Origin of the sequence: Mycolicibacterium sediminis (assembly GCF_010731735.1) — a bacterium.
Lineage (GTDB): Bacteria > Actinomycetota > Actinomycetes > Mycobacteriales > Mycobacteriaceae > Mycobacterium > Mycobacterium sediminis.
Genome location: NZ_AP022588.1, coordinates 3510698 through 3526509, shown reverse-complemented (window position 1 = coordinate 3526509; position 15812 = coordinate 3510698). Strand labels below are relative to the sequence as shown.

At 70.5% G+C, this 15812-nt stretch carries 13 protein-coding genes; 3 read left to right on the top strand and 10 right to left on the bottom strand.

Annotated features, from left to right (window positions below; all coding sequences use genetic code 11):
• Positions 1 to 19: 19 nt before the first annotated feature.
• The 6 genes from G6N64_RS16790 to G6N64_RS16765 all read right to left on the bottom strand — a co-directional run bounded on the left by G6N64_RS16790 (position 20) and on the right by G6N64_RS16765 (position 6256).
• Entirely contained in the window at positions 20 to 262 is a 243-nt protein-coding gene (locus G6N64_RS16790) for an RNA-binding protein (RefSeq protein WP_056548932.1), read from the bottom strand.
• Positions 259 to 765, bottom strand: a complete 507-nt coding sequence (rpsP, locus tag G6N64_RS16785) for a 30S ribosomal protein S16 (protein WP_163798069.1) — start codon at positions 763 to 765, stop codon at positions 259 to 261. Before rpsP ends, G6N64_RS16790 begins: the two co-directional genes overlap by 4 nt.
• Positions 766 to 995: 230 nt before the next feature.
• Positions 996 to 1412: a nuclear transport factor 2 family protein gene (locus G6N64_RS16780; protein WP_163798068.1), complete on the bottom strand. Its 417-nt coding sequence runs from the start codon at positions 1410 to 1412 to the stop codon at positions 996 to 998.
• Positions 1413 to 1446: 34 nt separating this feature from the next.
• Positions 1447 to 2682: an osmoprotectant NAGGN system M42 family peptidase gene (locus G6N64_RS16775; RefSeq protein ID WP_409370759.1), complete on the bottom strand. Its 1236-nt coding sequence runs from the start codon at positions 2680 to 2682 to the stop codon at positions 1447 to 1449.
• Between the two features lie 47 nt (positions 2683 to 2729).
• Complete coding sequence (gene ngg, locus G6N64_RS16770) at positions 2730 to 4448, bottom strand: N-acetylglutaminylglutamine synthetase (RefSeq protein WP_163798067.1); 1719 nt, start codon at positions 4446 to 4448, stop codon at positions 2730 to 2732.
• A complete protein-coding gene (locus tag G6N64_RS16765) occupies positions 4445 to 6256 on the bottom strand; it encodes an N-acetylglutaminylglutamine amidotransferase (RefSeq protein WP_163801873.1) in 1812 nt (603 codons plus the stop codon). Before G6N64_RS16765 ends, ngg begins: the two co-directional genes overlap by 4 nt.
• Positions 6257 to 6412: 156 nt before the next feature.
• On the opposite strand from G6N64_RS16765, the gene G6N64_RS16760 reads away from it, so the two are divergent.
• The gene (locus tag G6N64_RS16760; RefSeq protein ID WP_163798066.1) at positions 6413 to 7288 is read left to right on the top strand and encodes a D-alanyl-D-alanine carboxypeptidase family protein; all 876 of its coding nucleotides are present in this window, start codon (positions 6413 to 6415) and stop codon (positions 7286 to 7288) included.
• 68 nt (positions 7289 to 7356) lie between these two features.
• Positions 7357 to 8202 carry a D-alanyl-D-alanine carboxypeptidase family protein gene (locus G6N64_RS16755; RefSeq protein ID WP_163798065.1) on the top strand — a complete coding sequence of 282 codons (846 nt, stop codon included), beginning with the start codon at positions 7357 to 7359 and terminating at the stop codon, positions 8200 to 8202.
• On the opposite strand, the gene G6N64_RS16750 is transcribed toward G6N64_RS16755, so the two are convergent.
• Entirely contained in the window at positions 8189 to 8926 is a 738-nt protein-coding gene (locus tag G6N64_RS16750) for a cyclase family protein (protein WP_197748275.1), read from the bottom strand. The two genes, G6N64_RS16755 and G6N64_RS16750, sit on opposite strands and share 14 nt — an antisense overlap.
• Before the next feature lie 98 nt (positions 8927 to 9024).
• On the opposite strand from G6N64_RS16750, the gene G6N64_RS16745 reads away from it, so the two are divergent.
• The gene (locus G6N64_RS16745) at positions 9025 to 10566 is read left to right on the top strand and encodes a diflavin oxidoreductase (RefSeq protein ID WP_163798064.1); all 1542 of its coding nucleotides are present in this window, start codon (positions 9025 to 9027) and stop codon (positions 10564 to 10566) included.
• Here the strand turns inward: G6N64_RS16745 and G6N64_RS16740 are convergent.
• Genes G6N64_RS16740 through G6N64_RS16730 form a run of 3 tightly spaced genes read right to left on the bottom strand, consistent with a single transcriptional unit; the run spans position 10563 to position 15758 of the window.
• Entirely contained in the window at positions 10563 to 11648 is a 1086-nt protein-coding gene (locus G6N64_RS16740; RefSeq protein WP_163798063.1) for an amidohydrolase family protein, read from the bottom strand. The genes G6N64_RS16745 and G6N64_RS16740 overlap by 4 nt on opposite strands.
• A gap of 3 nt (positions 11649 to 11651) precedes the next feature.
• Positions 11652 to 13223: a signal recognition particle protein gene (gene ffh, locus G6N64_RS16735; protein ID WP_163798062.1), complete on the bottom strand. Its 1572-nt coding sequence runs from the start codon at positions 13221 to 13223 to the stop codon at positions 11652 to 11654.
• 27 nt (positions 13224 to 13250) lie between these two features.
• Positions 13251 to 15758 (bottom strand): [protein-PII] uridylyltransferase, encoded by a 2508-nt coding sequence (locus G6N64_RS16730; protein WP_163798061.1) that lies wholly within the window; start codon positions 15756 to 15758, stop codon positions 13251 to 13253.
• Positions 15759 to 15812: the final 54 nt, after the last annotated feature.

Here is a 15812-nt window from a genome sequence, read left to right as displayed (position 1 = left end):
CGTTCTCCTGCTGCCGGACCTACTGGTCGGTGTCGACCACGTCGACGCGGATGCCGCGGCCGCCGATGCCGGCGACCAGCGTGCGCAGCGCCGTGGCGGTACGGCCACCGCGACCGATGACCTTGCCCAGGTCGTCGGGATGCACGTGCACCTCGACGGTCCGGCCACGGCGGTTGGTCACGAGGTCGACGCGGACGTCATCCGGGTTGTCGACGATTCCGCGCACCAGGTGCTCGACGGCGTCGACGACGACCGTGCTCATTCGGCGGCGGGCGCGTCGGTCTCGGCAGGCGCGATCTCGGCGGCGTCGGCGGCGGCCTCGGGCGTCTCGCCTGCCGTCACGGGTGCATCGGCCTCGGCGTCGGCCTTCTTGGCCGGTGCCTTCTTCTTCTTCGGCGTGGTGGCGTCACCGGTCGGCGCGTCGTCGGCGGCGGCGAGGGCCGCGTTGAAGAGGTCCAGCTTCGACGGCTTGGGCTCCTTGACCCGCAGCGTGCCCTCGGCACCGGGCAGGCCCTTGAACTTCTGCCAGTCACCGGTGATCTTCAGCAGCGCGAGGACGGGCTCGGTGGGCTGTGCGCCGACGCTCAACCAGTACTGGGCGCGCTCGGAGTCGATCTCGATGAGGCTCGGCTCCTCCTTCGGCTGGTACTTGCCGATGACCTCGATGGCGCGACCGTCGCGACGGTTGCGCGCGTCGGCGACCGAGATGCGGTACTGGGGGTTGCGGATCTTGCCGAAGCGGGCGAGCTTGATCTTGACAGCCATGTCGAACTACTTCTCCTGTGATTGCCGCGCTTGCAATTCAGCGACTCGAGCAGGTTGCCCGGTCCGGTTTTGCACTGCGCGTGTGACCGCCGCGCGGCGCATCGACAGAGATCCAGCGAGGAGCTTGCGGATCGCGCATCGAACGGTGTCGCGGGGCAGACAGCCGCCCATTGTGCCAGAACGTGCAGGCCGGACGGAAATCGCGCGACGGGCCCTCAGACGACCTTGCCTCAGACGACCTTGTCGAAGCACTTGGTCTCGACGCGACGGGTCATCCGCCAGCCGTCGGCGGTGCGGGTGAACTCGTCGTCGTACCAGAGCCCGCAGAACAGGATCTGCCCGTCAGCGCCAAGCACCATCGGGTTGAAGCACAGGATCCGCGACGTGGCGGTGTCACCGGTGACCTTGACGTCGAAGTTGCCGATCAGGTGCGAGTACGCCGGGAAGTTCGGCAGTACCTCGGCGAGCCACGTCTTGACCTCGGGGAAGGACCCGTCGATCCCACCCATCGCGCGGTAGTCGATGTAGGCGTCCGGGGTGAACACCCGGTCGAGGTCGTCGAACCGGCGCGTGTCGATCGCCGTGGAGTAGTCGACCAGCAACTGCTGGATTTCGAGGCGGTCGGAGATCTCTTCGAGGCTCAGCACGCCACCAGTTGTACCGCCGGGCGCCCCCGCCCGGCTAGGCCTGCGGGCCCTCCGCCGGCGGCCAGTGCTCGCCGAGCGACGCGTTGCCGGGTTCGGTGTGGTCGCCGCGGGACAGCGGCACCCACTGCTCGCTGGGCGCCGGCTGCCGCGACGACGGGAAGTCGCGCAGCTTGCCCGTGGGCTGCGCGTCCCACTTGGCGAACGTCAGCGGCGTCTGCATCCAGCAATGCAGCAGGTTGTAGGTGGCCTCCAGCGAGTCCAGGTGCGTCCGCTCCCAGCCGTGGCTGCCGTCGAGCCCGAACCCGACCAGCGCGGCGCGGGTTCCGGCGCCCGCCTCGATGGCGGCGGCGGCATCGGACCGGTAGTAGCGGAAGACGTCGCGCGCGTACGGGATCTCGTGCTCGTCGGCGATCCGGCACAGCTTGCGGGTGAGGTGGTAGTCGAACGGACCGTGCAGGTCGGCCATCGGGATGGTCACGCCGTCCTCGATGGAGTGCTGCCCGGGCGCGCACACCGCGTTGTCGACCGAGATCAGCTCGGCGACGTCGGGCGGCAGGCCGTGGCTGGCGCCGTGACCGACCTCCTCGGTGATGGTCACCATGATCGTGGTGCGGTGGGGCAGCACCACCTTCTTCTCGGTGACGGACTTGGCGAGCGCCAGCGCGACGGCCACGCCCGCCTTGCCGTCGAGGTGGCGCGAGACGACGAAGCCGTCCTCGGTGAGTTCGGGGCTGGTGATGAACGCGACGAAGTCGCCGACGTTCAGACCCAGCTGCTCCAGGTCGGCGCGCGAGGACACCTTGCGGTCGACCCGCACCTCCACGTGCTCCCAGTCGGTCGGCTGCGTGTCGATCTCGTCGCCGAAGGCGTGCCCACTAGCCTTGAGCGGCATGATCGTTCCGGTGATGAACGACTCGGGGTCGTCGGAGAAGATGCGCACCCGTGCGCCGGCGGCGAAGCGGGCGGAGAACGTGCCCACGGGGATCAGCTCGAGGCGGCCGTTGTCCTTCAGCTCGCGCACCATGCAGCCGATGGTGTCGGCGTGCACCACGATCGCCCTGTCGATGGTCTCCGACTCACCGGGCAGTTCCGCGTTCAGCGCGCCGCGGCGGGTGAGCGTGAACGGCACGCCCATCTCGTCGAGGATGTCGCCGATCAGCTGCATCACCGCGTCGGTCCGTCCCGACGGGCTGGGCGTCTGCAGCAGCGCGAGCAGTGTGTCGACCATCCACGCGCGGTCGTCCGCGGGCATGGCGGCGATATCGGGCACGGTGCCTCCCTCTTCTTCTCAGAGTCGGTGACGTTACCCGTGCCCGGTCAGTCCTGCTCCACCGGTCCGGGTTGCCACGCCCACGGCGTGGCGGCGGTGCGCGGGAACAGCAGATCGACGAAAGCCTGTGCGGTGGGCCGAGGTTCGTGGTTGGCGAGCCCCGGACGCTCGTTGGCCTCGATGAAGACGTACTCCTCCCCCGTCACCGCGGGAACCATCAGGTCGATGCCGGTGACGGGGATCCCGATGGCGTCGGCGGCGTCCACGGCCACCTTGGCGAGCAGCGGGTTGATGTCGTCGGTGACGTCGACGATGGTGCCGCCGGTGTGCAGGTTGGCGGTGTGCCGCACGACCAGGCGCTCGTTGGACGGCAGTACGTCGTCGAGTTCCCATCCCCCGTCTCGGACGGTGTCCTCGGTGAGCGCGTCGACGGGGATGACCGACTCGCCGTGGGTCGCGGCCGACCGCCGCCGGCTCTGTGCCTCGACGAGCTGGCGGATGGTGTGCTTGCCGCTGCCGACCACCTCGGGTGGCCGCCGGATGGCCGCGGCGATGACCTTGCCGTTGATGACGACGAGCCGCAGATCTTCACCCTCGCAACGCTCTTCGATGATCACGTCGGCGCAGTGCTTGCCCGCCCAGGCCAGGGCGCGGTCCAGGTCCTCGGGCGTGCTCACGCCGACGGTGATGCCTGCGCCCTGCTCCCCTCGGGCCGGCTTGACCACCACCGAGCCGACCTCGGCCATGAACTCGTAGTCTGCGTCGTCGAACGTCGCGGTGCGCCCGAGCGGCACCCGGATGCCCGCGTCGGACACCACCTTGCGGGCCACCCGCTTGTCGTCGCAGCGGCTCATGGCGACGGCATTGGTCAACTCCGACAGCGACTCTCGGGTCACGATGCTGGTGCCACCGTGGGTCAGGCGCAGGTAGCCGCCCTTCCCGTCGAGCACCTCGACGGCGATTCCGCGCATGATGGCCTCGTCGGCGATGATGCGGGCGTAGGGGTTCAGTTCGGCGAGCCCCTCCCCCTCCTGCACCGGCGCGAACAGCTTCTCGTTGATGGCGTTCTTGCGCTTGATGCCCAGTGCGGGCACCCGCTCGAACCCCATCCGCTCGTAGAGCGCGATCGCGCCGGAGTTGTCGTGCAGCACCGACAGGTCCATCTGGGAGCGGCCGCGCGTCGCGAACTCGTCGACGAGTGACCGGACCAGCAGACCGCCGACACCGGGCCGGGAGATCGTCGGATCGACGGCCAGGCACCACAGGCTCGACCCGTTCTCCTCGTCGGCGAACAGGTCGGCGTGGTCGATCCCGGTGACCGTGCCCACGACGGCACCGGTCTCGTCGTCGGTGGCGACGAGGTAGATCATGTGCGGCTCGGAGTGGGCGTTGTTCCACATCAGGTCGACGTCGGCAGGAACCATCCGGCACTGGACGTAGATGTGGTTGATCGCCGCGCAGTCCTCCTTGCTCTGGACCGTCCGCACCGACAGTCCCGGGACGTCCGGGGGTCGGAACTCACCGGTCCGACCGAAGTCCAGCCGGTAGGTGAAGCTCGGGTCGATGAAGAACTCGTGCGGGTGCAGCGCGACGAAGACGTGCGGGGCGTCGAGGTACATCCCGATGTCGCGCCGCCCACTGGCCTCCGCGCGCAGGGCGTTGCCGAACTGGTCGGGGTCGGAGAAGGTCTGCCCGAAGACGAGCCTGCCCCATCCGAGGTCCTGCACCACGCCGTCCGCGGAGTCGCCGTGCGACGCGACGGTCATGACACGCCGTCGACGTGGCGGGCCAGCCACAACTCCAGTAATCCGATCTGCCACAGTGGATTACCGCGTAGCGGCGTGAGGTTCCCGTTCGGGTCGGCGAGCATCTGGTCGACGGCCCCGGTGGCGAACAGATCCCGTGAGCGCGCGGCCTGGCTGTGCAGGGCGTCGCGGACCAGGTCCAGGTAGGGCCCGGCCAGGTGCTTGAGCGCCGGCACCGGGAAGTAGCCCTTGGGCCGGTCGATCACCTCGGACGGGATCACCGTGCGCGCGGCCTCCTTGAGCACCCCCTTCCCGTCGAAGGCAGTCTTCAGCTCGGGCGGGCAGGTGGCGGCCAACTCGACGAGTTCGTGGTCCAGGAACGGCACGCGTCCCTCGAGGCCCCACGCCATGGTCATGTTGTCGACGCGCTTGACCGGGTCGTCGACGAGCATCACCGTGGTGTCCAGGCGCAGCGCGCGGTCGGTCGCCGTCCCCGCCCCCGGATGCGAGAAGTGCCGCAGCGCGTAATCGCCCGATACGTCGTCGTCGAGACGCCACTGCGGCTGCAGCAGCCGGTTGACCGCGGCGTGGTCGCGGTCGAAGAACGCGGTGCGGTAGCGGGACAGCGCGTCGGCGGGATCGTCGTCGCGGGCGTGGGCCATCGGCGGGTACCAGTGGTAGCCCGCGAAGATCTCGTCGGCGCCCTGGCCGGACTGGACGACCTTGACGTGCTTGCTGACCTCCTCGGACAGCAGGTAGAACGCGACGCAATCGTGGCTGACCATGGGCTCGGCCATCGCCCCGATCGCACCCGTCAGCGACGGCAGCATGCGTGCGGTGTCGATCCGGATCTGATGGTGGTCGGTGTCGAAGTGCCGGGCGATGACGTCGGAGTACTTGAACTCGTCGCCCTCCTCGCCACCGGCGGCCTCGAAGCCGATGGAGAAGGTCTGCAGGCCGTGCTGGCCGGCCTCCGCGAGCAACCCGACGATGAGGCTGGAGTCCAGGCCGCCGGACAGCAGACAGCCGACGGGCACGTCGGCGACCAGGCGTCGTTCGACGGCGGTGCGCAGCGAGGCGAGGATGGCGTCCTGCCAGTCGCGCTCGGACCAGCCGGCCCGTTCGGCCGAGCGCTCGAAGGCGGGCTCCCAGTAGGTCTTCTCGCTGCGCGAGCCGTCGGGTTCGATCCGCATCAGCGTGCCGGGCGGCAGCTTGCGCACGCCCTTGAGGATGGTGTGCGGTGGCGGCACCACCGAGTGGAAACTCAGATAGTGGTGCAGCGCAACGGGATCCAGGTCGGTGTCAACGCCACCGGCGGCGACCAACGCGGGCAGCGAGGAGGCGAAGCGCAGGGCGCCGGTGCCGTTGCCGTCGGCGACCTCCGACCAGTACAGCGGTTTGATCCCGAGCCGGTCGCGCGCCAGCAGAACCCGTCCGCTGTCGGTCTCGGTCACCGCGAACGCGAACATCCCGAAGAGGTGGTCGACGACCTTCTCGCCCCACTCCTTGTACCCCTTGAGCACCACCTCGGTGTCGCTGTGGGAGAAGAAGCGGTAGCCCTTGCCGAGCAGTTCGCGGCGCAGTTCCGGGTAGTTGTAGATGCAGCCGTTGAAGGCGACGGTCAGACCGAGGTCCGGATCGTGCATGGGCTGGTGGCCGTGGCTCGACAGGTCGATGATCGCGAGTCTGCGGTGCCCCATGGCGACACCATCGGATGCCCACATTCCCGAGCTGTCGGGTCCGCGCGGGACCATCGCGTCGGTCATGGCGGCCACTGCCGCGAGATTGGCCGGGCGCCCTCTGGCGATCTCGCCGGCGATGCCGCACATGAATTGGTCCACCTCTCGTCGTCGGGCGACGGGGGTTGAGTGAAATCAGACGTCGAACATCAAGATCGTCACCCGCGCCGCTCGAATAGCCGAAGATCGATTCCACCAAACACGACGTTCGTCACACGCGAATCGTCGGGTTAGGCTCCTGATCCCATGGGCAAGTATGCGACCGCGCTCCTCGGCTGTCTTGTCGGCATAGGCCTCGTGCTGGCGCCGGTGACGTACGCCGACGTCGACGTGGCACCCGTCGGCGCCGTCCCCATCCCGGACGGGCCGGCTCCCGCGTGGATCGTCGCCGACATGGACACCGGGCAGATCCTCGCTGGTCGGGACCAGTACGTGACGCACGCGCCTGCGAGCACGATCAAGACGCTGCTGGCCCTGGTGACCCTCGACGAGCTGCCGCTCGACGCCACGGTGGTCGCCGATGCGCACGACACCGACGTGGAGTGCAACTGCGCCGGCGTGGAGGCCGGCCGCACCTACACGACGCAGGACCTGCTCGACGGCCTGCTGCTGGTCTCCGGCAACGACGCCGCGAACACGCTGGCCCACATGCTGGGAGGCACCGACGCCGCCGTGGCGAAGATGAACGCCAAGGCGGCGGCGCTGGGCGCGACCGCGACGCGCGCCGGCTCGCCGTCCGGGCTCAACGGCCTGGGCATCGACGGCTACACGACGCCGCACGACCTCGCGCTCATCTTCCGCTCGGCGTTGCAGAACCCCGCGTTCGCGGCCATCACCGGTTCGCCGAGCGCACCGTTCCCCGGCAAGGCCGGCCCGGTGACGCTGGTCAACCAGAACGAGATGCTCTTCCGCTACCCCGGCATGCTCGGCGGCAAGACCGGCTTCACCGACGTCGCACGCAAGACCTACGTCGGCGCAGCCCAGCGGGACGGTCGCCGCCTCGTGGTCGCGATGATGTTCGGCCTGGTCAAGGAGGGCGGACCCACCTACTGGGATCAGGCCACCAGCCTGCTGGACTGGGGCTTCGCGCAGAACCCGTCGTCGAGCATCGGCGTCCTCTAGCGACTCGAGACGCGACGGAGACCTGATCGCGCGCTGTCCGAGTCCTGGGAACCGTAGCGTCGGCGACCGTGCCGTCCCGCGACCGAACCGAGCGCGGGCGGCGTCTCGTGGCGGCGACGGCGCTCGCGCTGACCGCCGCCGTCTGCGCCCCCACCACGTCGGCGTCGGCGCAGCCCGCCATCGAACCGGCAGCCGCGATCGCCGACGGCCCCGCGAAGGCCTGGCTGGTCGCCGACCTCGACAGCGGCGCCGTCCTGGCGGCCAAGGACCCGAACGGCTCGTACGCGCCGGCGAGCACGATCAAGGTGCTGCTGGCGATGGTGGTGCTCGACAACCTCCGGCCCGGCGACTTCGCCCGCGCCAACGCCTCCCACGGCACGGTCGAGTGCTCCTGCGTCGGGTTGACGCCCAGGCAGCCGTACACCACCCGGCAGTTGCTCGAGGCGCTGCTGATGGTGTCGGGCAACGACGCCGCGAACATGCTGGCCGACATGCTGGGGGGCCAACGCGTCGCGGTGGCGGCGATGAACCGCAAGGCCGCGAGCCTGGGCGCCAGGAGCACGCGGGCCTCGTCGCCGTCGGGCCTCGACGGGCCCGGCTGGGAGTCGATCACCTCACCGCTCGACCTGGCGACGATGTTCCGTGCGGCGCTGACGTATCCGCTGATCGCGCAGATCCTGCGCCAACCGTCCGCGCCGTTCCCGGGCAAGACGATCACCGCCCAGAACGAGCTGCTGACTCGCTACCCCGGCGATCTGGGTGGCAAGACGGGTTTCACGAACCTCGCCCGCAAGACCTATGTCGGCGCCGCCCAGCGCGGGAACCGACGGCTCGTCGTGGTGCAGATGTACGGCACGGGCGACCTCTACGGTCAGGCGGTCAGCCTGCTCGACTGGGGCTTCAGCCGGGGCTGACGGCGACCTCGGCGAAGGCCCGGACCGGGAACGTGCCGAAACCCTCGACCGCCGGCGGCGCCGCGGTGAAGCGGGCACCTCGCGGCGGCACCGCGCCCAGGTTGGTCAGGTGCTCGACGACGTGCACCTCCGCGCCGAGCAGCAGGGTGTGGGCGGGCCGCTCGCCGCCGGACTCGGTGTCGTCGATGTTCACCGAGTCGATGCCGACCAGGACCGCGCCGGCGTCGATCAGGTACCTGGCGCCTTCACCGGTGAGAAAGGGAGCGCCGGTGCCGTAGGCCGCGGTGCCGAACAGGCGGTCCCACCCCGTGTGCAGGAGCACCGCCGCGCCGTGCACGTCGCGGTCGGCGAAGGTCTCGGCCCCGATGCCGCGCCGCGCCGCGTCCCAGGCGTCGGTGAGATGAAACACCTCCGCACGCAGGCCCACGAGCGTGGCGAGGTCGAGGCCGGCGAGATCGGGGCCGTCGGCGTAGCGGTGGTAGGGCGAGTCGAGATAGGTGCCGGTGTTGCCGATCATCGTGATGACGTCCATCGCGAACTCGGTGCCCGGCGCGTACCTGGTGCGCGAGTCCGCACGGGTGAGGTGTGGGGAGATGACGGGCGCAGGCAGGCCGGGGTAGGTGATCAGACCGGCACGGATCGGGTGGCTGAGGTCGATCACCCGTCGCGCGGACGCGATGTCGGCGGGCGGGTCATGGGAGTCGACGTGGGCGCGGTCCGGCATGCCGACGAGCGTAGGGGCCGCTCCGCCGGCAAGGGAGGCCCCCATCGCAGTGGCCGCAGAACTAAGGTCACCCTAACCAAGCCACCGAGGAGGCGCACGTGACCGACCAGCGCGACCTGTCACTGATCGTCGCCTTCGGCACGGACATGGGCAACTCCGAGGATGCCGCCATGACGTTCGCCGAGGGCGCCACCGCCGCCGGCATCGCGGCGGAGGCCGTCGAACTCAACCAGGTCGACCTCGCCGAACTGCAGGCCGCCACGCACTTCGTCGTCGTCTGCTCGACGTTCGGCGAGGGCGAGTTCCCCGACAACGCACTGCTGTTCTGGGAGGCACTCTCCGCCGCTGACGCCCGACGCCTCGAGCACCTGAGCTTCGCCGTCCTGGCGCTCGGCGACACGTCCTACGACTTGTTCTGCAACGCAGGCAAGTTGATCGACGAACGACTCGAGGCACTCGGCGCCACCCGTCTGGTCGATCGCGTGGACGTCGACGGCTTCTACGACGAGCCGGCCGCTGCGTTCACCGGCGACGTCGTGAAGCACCTGCAGGCGGCACGGTCCGGTCCGGCACCCTCGGGCGGCGTCGTCGAGCCCGAGAGGACGGCCCGCGATCGACACCTGCCCGTCGACGCCCGACTGGCCGTCAACCGTCTGCTGAACTCACCGCGCTCCGACAAGGAGGTACGCCACTACGAGGTGGACGTGACCGGGCTCGGGATCGCCTACGACGCAGGCGATTCCCTTGCCGTCCACGCGACCAACGATCCCGCACTGGTGGACCTCCTGCTCACCGCGATGGCCGTCGGACCCGACGACACCGTCCCCGGCTACGACGAGCCCCTGGGCGTGCTTCTCGCCGAGCGCCTGGAGATCCGGTCGCCGTCACGGGCGCTGCAGGACGTGGCGGGGGTCGCCGGCCACGGCGAGGACGTCCTCGACCTCGTGGTCCGGGCCGGACTGCCGGCCGACGTCGTCGTGGAGGCGTTGCGGCCGTTGCAGTTCCGCGACTACTCCATCGCATCGAGTGCTCTGGTGTACCCCGACCACGTCCACCTGACGGTCGCCACCGTGCGCTACGCCGCCGGCGACCGCAGACACGGTGGGGTGGCGTCGACGTTCCTCGCCGAGCGAGGCGAGACCGTACGCGTACACCTACGGCCCAATCACCACTTCCGACTGCCGGCCGCCGACGTGCCCATCGTCATGATCGGCCCGGGCACGGGCATCGCGCCCTTCCGCGCGTTCCTGCAGGAACGCCGGGCGACGGGGGCATCCGGACGATCCTGGCTGTTCTTCGGCGATCGGCGACGCGACACCGACTTCCTCTACGGCGATGAGTTGGAGTCGTTCTCGGCGGACGGGACACTCACGCGAATGGACCTCGCGTTCTCGCGCGACGGTGCGCCCGGGGACGCGAAGACCTACGTCCAGCACCGCATGCGCGACCACGCGGGCGAGCTGTTCTCCTGGCTGGAGGACGGTGCGCACGTCTACGTCTGCGGGGACGAGAAGCAGATGGCGAAGGACGTCGACGCCACCCTGCGCGACGTCGTCGCCGGACACATCGGTCCCGACGCCGCCCACGCCTACGTCAACGACCTCATCAAGGGCCATCGCTACGTGCGGGACGTGTACTAGGGCCCGAACACGCGGCCGCGCAACATGATCAGGGTCGGATGGTCGAGCACGCCGGGCGTACGGGGGTCGTCGGCGTAGCACACCAGGTCGGCCGGACCGCCGTGCTGCAGGGCGGGTCGGCCGAGCCACGCGCGGGCGTCCCAGCACGCCGCGCCGAGCGCCTCGGTCGGGGTCAGCCCCACGCCGCGCAGGGCTGCCACCTCGTCGGCGATGCGGCCGTGGGCGATCATCCCGCCCGCGTCGGTGCCGGCGAAGATGGGCACGCCGGCGTCGTGCGCGTCCGCGACCCGCCGGTGGCAGGTCGCGTAGAGGTCCCGCATGTGCTTGGCGTACGTCGGGTACTTGGCGGCGCCGTCGGCGATCCCGGGGAAGTTCTCGATGTTGACGAGCGTCGGCACCAGCGCCGTGCCGTGCTCCAGCATCAGCGGGATGACGTCGGAGGTGATGCCCGTCCCGTGTTCGATGCAGTCGATTCCCGCGCCGATCAACCCGGGCAGGGCGTCCTCGCCGAACACGTGCGCCGTCACCCGCGCACCCTCGGCGTGCGCGGCGTCGATCGCGGCCCGCAGGACGTCGTCGGACCAGAGCGGCGCGAGGTCGCCCGCCTCGCGGTCGATCCAGTCGCCGACCAGCTTCACCCAGCCGTCCCCGAACCGGGCCTGCCGGGCCACGGCCTCGGGGAGCTGCGACTCGTCCTCGAGGTCGATGGGGACGCCCGGAAGATACCGCTTGGGCCGCGCGATGTGCCTGCCGGCGCGGATGATGCGCGGTAGGTCGTCGCGGTCGTCGAGGCTGCGGGTGTCCACCGGCGACCCGGCGTCGCGCAGCAGCAGCGCACCCCGGTCGCGCTCGGTCTCGGCCTGCGCGACGGCCTCGTCGAATTCGACCGCCCCGCCGGGCCCCAGTCCGACGTGACAGTGCGCGTCGACCAGGCCCGGGATGACCCACCCGTCGTCCCCGTCGGCCCCGAACACCGTCTCCGCACCGGCGATCGGCTCGGCGCTCAGGACGCCCTCGTGGACCCACCACTGCACGGGCTCCCCATCGGGCAGCCCCCGGCCTCGGACGTGGAGCCGGCTCACCGGTTACTTCTGGCCGGGAAACTTCAGCTTCGACAGGTCGAAGTCCGCCAGGCCCGGCGGCAACTCGTCGAGGCCCTTGGGCATGTTCGACAGGTCGGGGAAGCCGGCGGGCAGGCCACCGACGCCCAGCGGGCTCTGGACCTTCGGCGGCGTGGGCCCCCGGTTGCCCTTCTTCTTGCCCGCCTGCTTGTTCTTGCCCTTCGCCGCCTTGCGCGTCGATCCCTTGCGCCCGAACGGCATTCCCATCTGGCCGGCCATCTGGGACATCATCTTGCGGGCTTCGAAGAACCGGTCGACGAGCTGATTGACCTCCGAGACCGCCACGCCGGACCCGTTGGCGATGCGCAGCCGGCGGGAGGCGTTGATGATCTTCGGATCGGCACGTTCTTGCGGCGTCATGCCGCGGATGATGGCCTGCACGCGGTCGAGTTGGCTGTCGTCGACGGCGGCCAGCGCGTCCTTCATCTGACCCGCACCCGGCAGCATGCCCAGCAGGTTGCCGATGGGACCCATCTTGCGGATCGCCAGCATCTGCTCGAGGAAGTCCTCCAGCGTCAGCTCACCCGAGCCGATCTTGGCGGCGGCCGCCTCGGCCTGGTCCGCATCGAAGACCTGCTCGGCCTGCTCGATGAGGGACAGCACGTCGCCCATGCCGAGGATGCGGCTGGCCATGCGGTCGGGGTGGAAGACGTCGAAGTCCTCCAGCTTCTCACCGCTGGAGGCGAACAGGATCGGCACGCCGGTGACCTCGCGCACCGACAGCGCCGCGCCACCGCGGGCGTCGCCGTCCAGCTTGGTCAGCACCACACCGGTGAAGCCGACGCCCTCGCGGAACGCGTCGGCGGTGGTGACGGCGTCCTGGCCGATCATCGCGTCGAGGACGAACAGCGTCTCGTCGGGGTTGACGGCGTCGCGGATCGCGCCGGCCTGCCGCATCAGCTCCTCGTCGATGCCGAGACGTCCGGCGGTGTCGACGATGACCACGTCGAAGTGCTTGGCCTTCGCCTCGGCCAGGCCCGCGGCGGCGACGGACACGGGGTCTCCCGCGGCCATCTGCTCGATGGTCTCGCCGCCCGGGGAGACACCCGGGTGCGGCGCGAACACGGCCACTCCCGCGCGCTCGCCGACGATCTTGAGCTGGGTCACCGCGCCGGGGCGCTGCAGGTCACACGCCACCAGCAGCGGGGTGTGCCCGTGCGCCTTGAGCCACTTCGCGAGCTTGCCCGCCAGCGTCGTCTTGCCGGAGCCCTGCAGGCCCGCGAGCATGATGACCGTCGGCGGGGTCTTGGCGAACCGCAGCGTGCGGGTCTCGCCGCCGAGGATGCCGACGAGTTCCTCGTTGACGATCTTGACGACCTGCTGAGCGGGGTTGAGCGCGCCGGAGACCTCCGCGCCCTTCGCTCGTTCCTTGATGCGGGCGATGAAGTTTCGGACGACGGGCAGCGAGACGTCGGCTTCCAGCAGCGCGAGGCGGATCTCGCGGCCGGTGGCGTCGATGTCGGCGTCGGTGAGGCGCCCCTTGCCACGTAGGCCAGAGAGCGCCCCGGTCAACCGGTCGGAAAGCGATTCGAACACCCGACCAGACTAACCGGGTGCGGCCCCTCAGCCGGCCTCGGACAGCTTCTTGACGGGCGGCGGCATGGGCAGCACCGCGTACATCTCCCGCTCCAGCCGGTCCCTGGCCTCGAGGACGGCCTCGGGGTCGGTGTCCTGGTCGGCGGGGACGGCAAGCCCGAACACGTCGACGACCGACGATCCGAGCGTGGTGACCTTGGCCCACGCGATGTCCAGGCCGTCCCGCTCGATCACCGCCGTGAGACGGGCCAGTAGACCGGCGCGGTCGGTGCTGCGGATCTGCACCACCAAATCCGGGGTCGGCGACTCGTCGGCCGCACCGTCGAACCAGAGGATCCGGGGTGGGGCAAGCGCCGGATTGCCCGGTACGGCGGCGGGCACCTCGCCCGCGCGCGTGGTGGGCGTGGCCCCCGCGTCGGCGTCGCGCTGCTCGAGTGCGGCGATGACGTCCAGGTCGCCGGCGAGGGCGAGGATGAACTGCTGGCGGAGCAGCTCGGCGCCCGGCGGCTCTCCGAACCGGGGCGACACCACGAAGGTGTTGATGGCGGTGCCGTCGTGGCTGTTGACCGACGCCGAGTGCACGCGCAGCGAGCCGAGTGCGAGGATTCCCGCCGCCTTGGACAGCAGCCCGCGCTGGTCGGGGGCGATCATCGTCACCTGGTAGACGTGGGCGTCGGCGGCCACCAGGTCGACGTGCACCCCACCCTGGGCGGCGAGTTCGAGGTGGCGCGGATCGATGGGATCGGGCCGCGGTAGCGGCTCGCCCGCCATGACGAGGCGGCACCGCCGGACCAGGTCGCCGATGAGCGAGGCCTTCCACTCCCCCCACACCCCTGGCCCGGTGGCCAGGGAGTCGGCCTCGGCCAGCACGTGCAGCAGTTCCAGGAGCACCGAGTCGCCGCCGAGGGCGTCGGCGACGGCGGAGATGACGGCCGGATCGGCCAGGTCGCGCCGGGTTGCCGTCTCCGGCAGCAGCAGATGGTGGCGAACGACCTTGGACAGCAGGTCGACGTCGTGGTCCCACAGACCCAACCGGGTGCCGATCTGGACGGCCAGGTCCGCGCCGATCACGCTGTGGTCCCCACCGCGTCCCTTGCCGATGTCGTGACAGAGCGCCCCGAGCACCAGGAGGTCCGGCCGTGACACCCGGGTCGTGAATGCGCTTGCACGCGAGACTGTTTCGACGAGATGCCGGTCGACCGTCCAGATGTGCACGACGTCCCGGGGCGGCAGGTCGCGGACGGCGCCCCATTCGGGGAAGAGCCTGCCCCACAGTCCGGTTCGGTCGAGCGCCTCGATCGTCGACACCGTGGCGGGACCCGCCGCCAGCAGCACCAGCAGATCCTTGAGGGCCTGCCGCGGCCACGGGGTGCGCAGTTCCGGTGCGGCCTCGGACAGCCTGCTGAGCGTCGACGACGCCATCGGCAGCCCGGTGGTGGCCGACGCGGCCGCGACGCGCAGGATCAGGCCGGGGTCGCGCGCGGGCCGGGCGCCCTTGGCGAGGATGACCTCGCCGTTGAACTCGACGACGCCCTCGTCGAGGGGGCGACGGATCGGGCGGCGCAGCGCCGCGAAACCCCGGCGCGGCAGCGCGTTCGCCGCCGTCCGCAGGCCGGCGTCGACGTAGTAGCTGATGGTGCGCGCGGCATCGGAGAGCGTGCGCGCGAGGTCGAAGCGATCGCCGATGCGCAGCGCCGCGCCGATCTCGTCGGCGTACTGGGCGAGCAGCATCTCCCGTCCGCGCCGCGACGTCCGGTGCAGTTCGGTCCGGACGTTGAGCAGGGCCAGGTGGGCGTCGCCGAGGGTGCCGGTGGGCGAGGCGAGCAGCGTGCTGGGGTACACGTCGGCGAGCTGGGCGATCGCGAGCGCGTTGAGCAGCTGCACGTCGCGCAGACCGCCGCGGCCGTTCTTCAGGTCGGGCTCCGCCCGGTGGGCGATCTGCCCGCTGCGCTGCCACCGCGCCTCGGCATGGGCGACGAGTTCGTCGAACCGCGGGGCGATGCCGGTGCGCCACTGCCGGCGGGCGCCACCAACCAGCAGGGCCGAGAGGTCCGCGTCGCCTGCGATGTGTCTGGCGTCCAGCATGGCCAGGCCCGCAGAGATGTCCTCGCCGGCGACCTGCAGCGCCTCGGGGACGGTGCGGACGCTGTGGTCGATGTGAATGTTGGCGTCCCACAACGGATACCAGAGGAGTTCGGCCACCTGGGTGACGACGTCACGCGGCATGTCGTCGTGGATCAGGGTGAGGTCGAGGTCCGAGTACGGCAGCAGCTCGCCGCGACCCAGTCCGCCCGTCGCGACGATGGCGAAGCCACTGGTCGGGGTGATGCCGATCTCGGTGGCCTTGGTGCTCAGCCAGAACTCGTGCAGGTCGAGCAACGCGTCGCGCAGCGCCGCCGAGTCCAGTCGGTGTGCGCCGCCGTTCAGCAGCTGGTCGGCCGCCTTGGCGAGATCGTGCGCCGGACGCGACGAACCCGCCGCCGGAGCCTCCCAACGAGGGGCCCCGGCGGCGGGTTCTGGTGTCTGCTTGGTCATCTCGGCCTTCCCCGGACGTGCGGTCGGTTGTCGCTCTGTGCGCGTCCGGGAGAC

Coding starts and splice junctions, on each gene's coding strand:
- G6N64_RS16790 (WP_056548932.1), bottom strand. CDS start 262: ATGAGCACGGTCGTCGTCGACGCCGTCGAGCACCTGGTGCGCGGAATC.
- rpsP (WP_163798069.1), bottom strand. CDS start 765: ATGGCTGTCAAGATCAAGCTCGCCCGCTTCGGCAAGATCCGCAACCCC.
- ngg (WP_163798067.1), bottom strand. CDS start 4,448: ATGACCGTCGCGTCGCACGGCGACTCCGCGGACGGCGTGGTGCAGGAC.
- G6N64_RS16765 (WP_163801873.1), bottom strand. CDS start 6,256: ATGTGCGGCATCGCCGGCGAGATCGCCAGAGGGCGCCCGGCCAATCTC.
- G6N64_RS16760 (WP_163798066.1), top strand. CDS start 6,413: ATGGGCAAGTATGCGACCGCGCTCCTCGGCTGTCTTGTCGGCATAGGC.
- G6N64_RS16750 (WP_197748275.1), bottom strand. CDS start 8,926: ATGCCGGACCGCGCCCACGTCGACTCCCATGACCCGCCCGCCGACATC.
- G6N64_RS16730 (WP_163798061.1), bottom strand. CDS start 15,758: ATGACCAAGCAGACACCAGAACCCGCCGCCGGGGCCCCTCGTTGGGAG.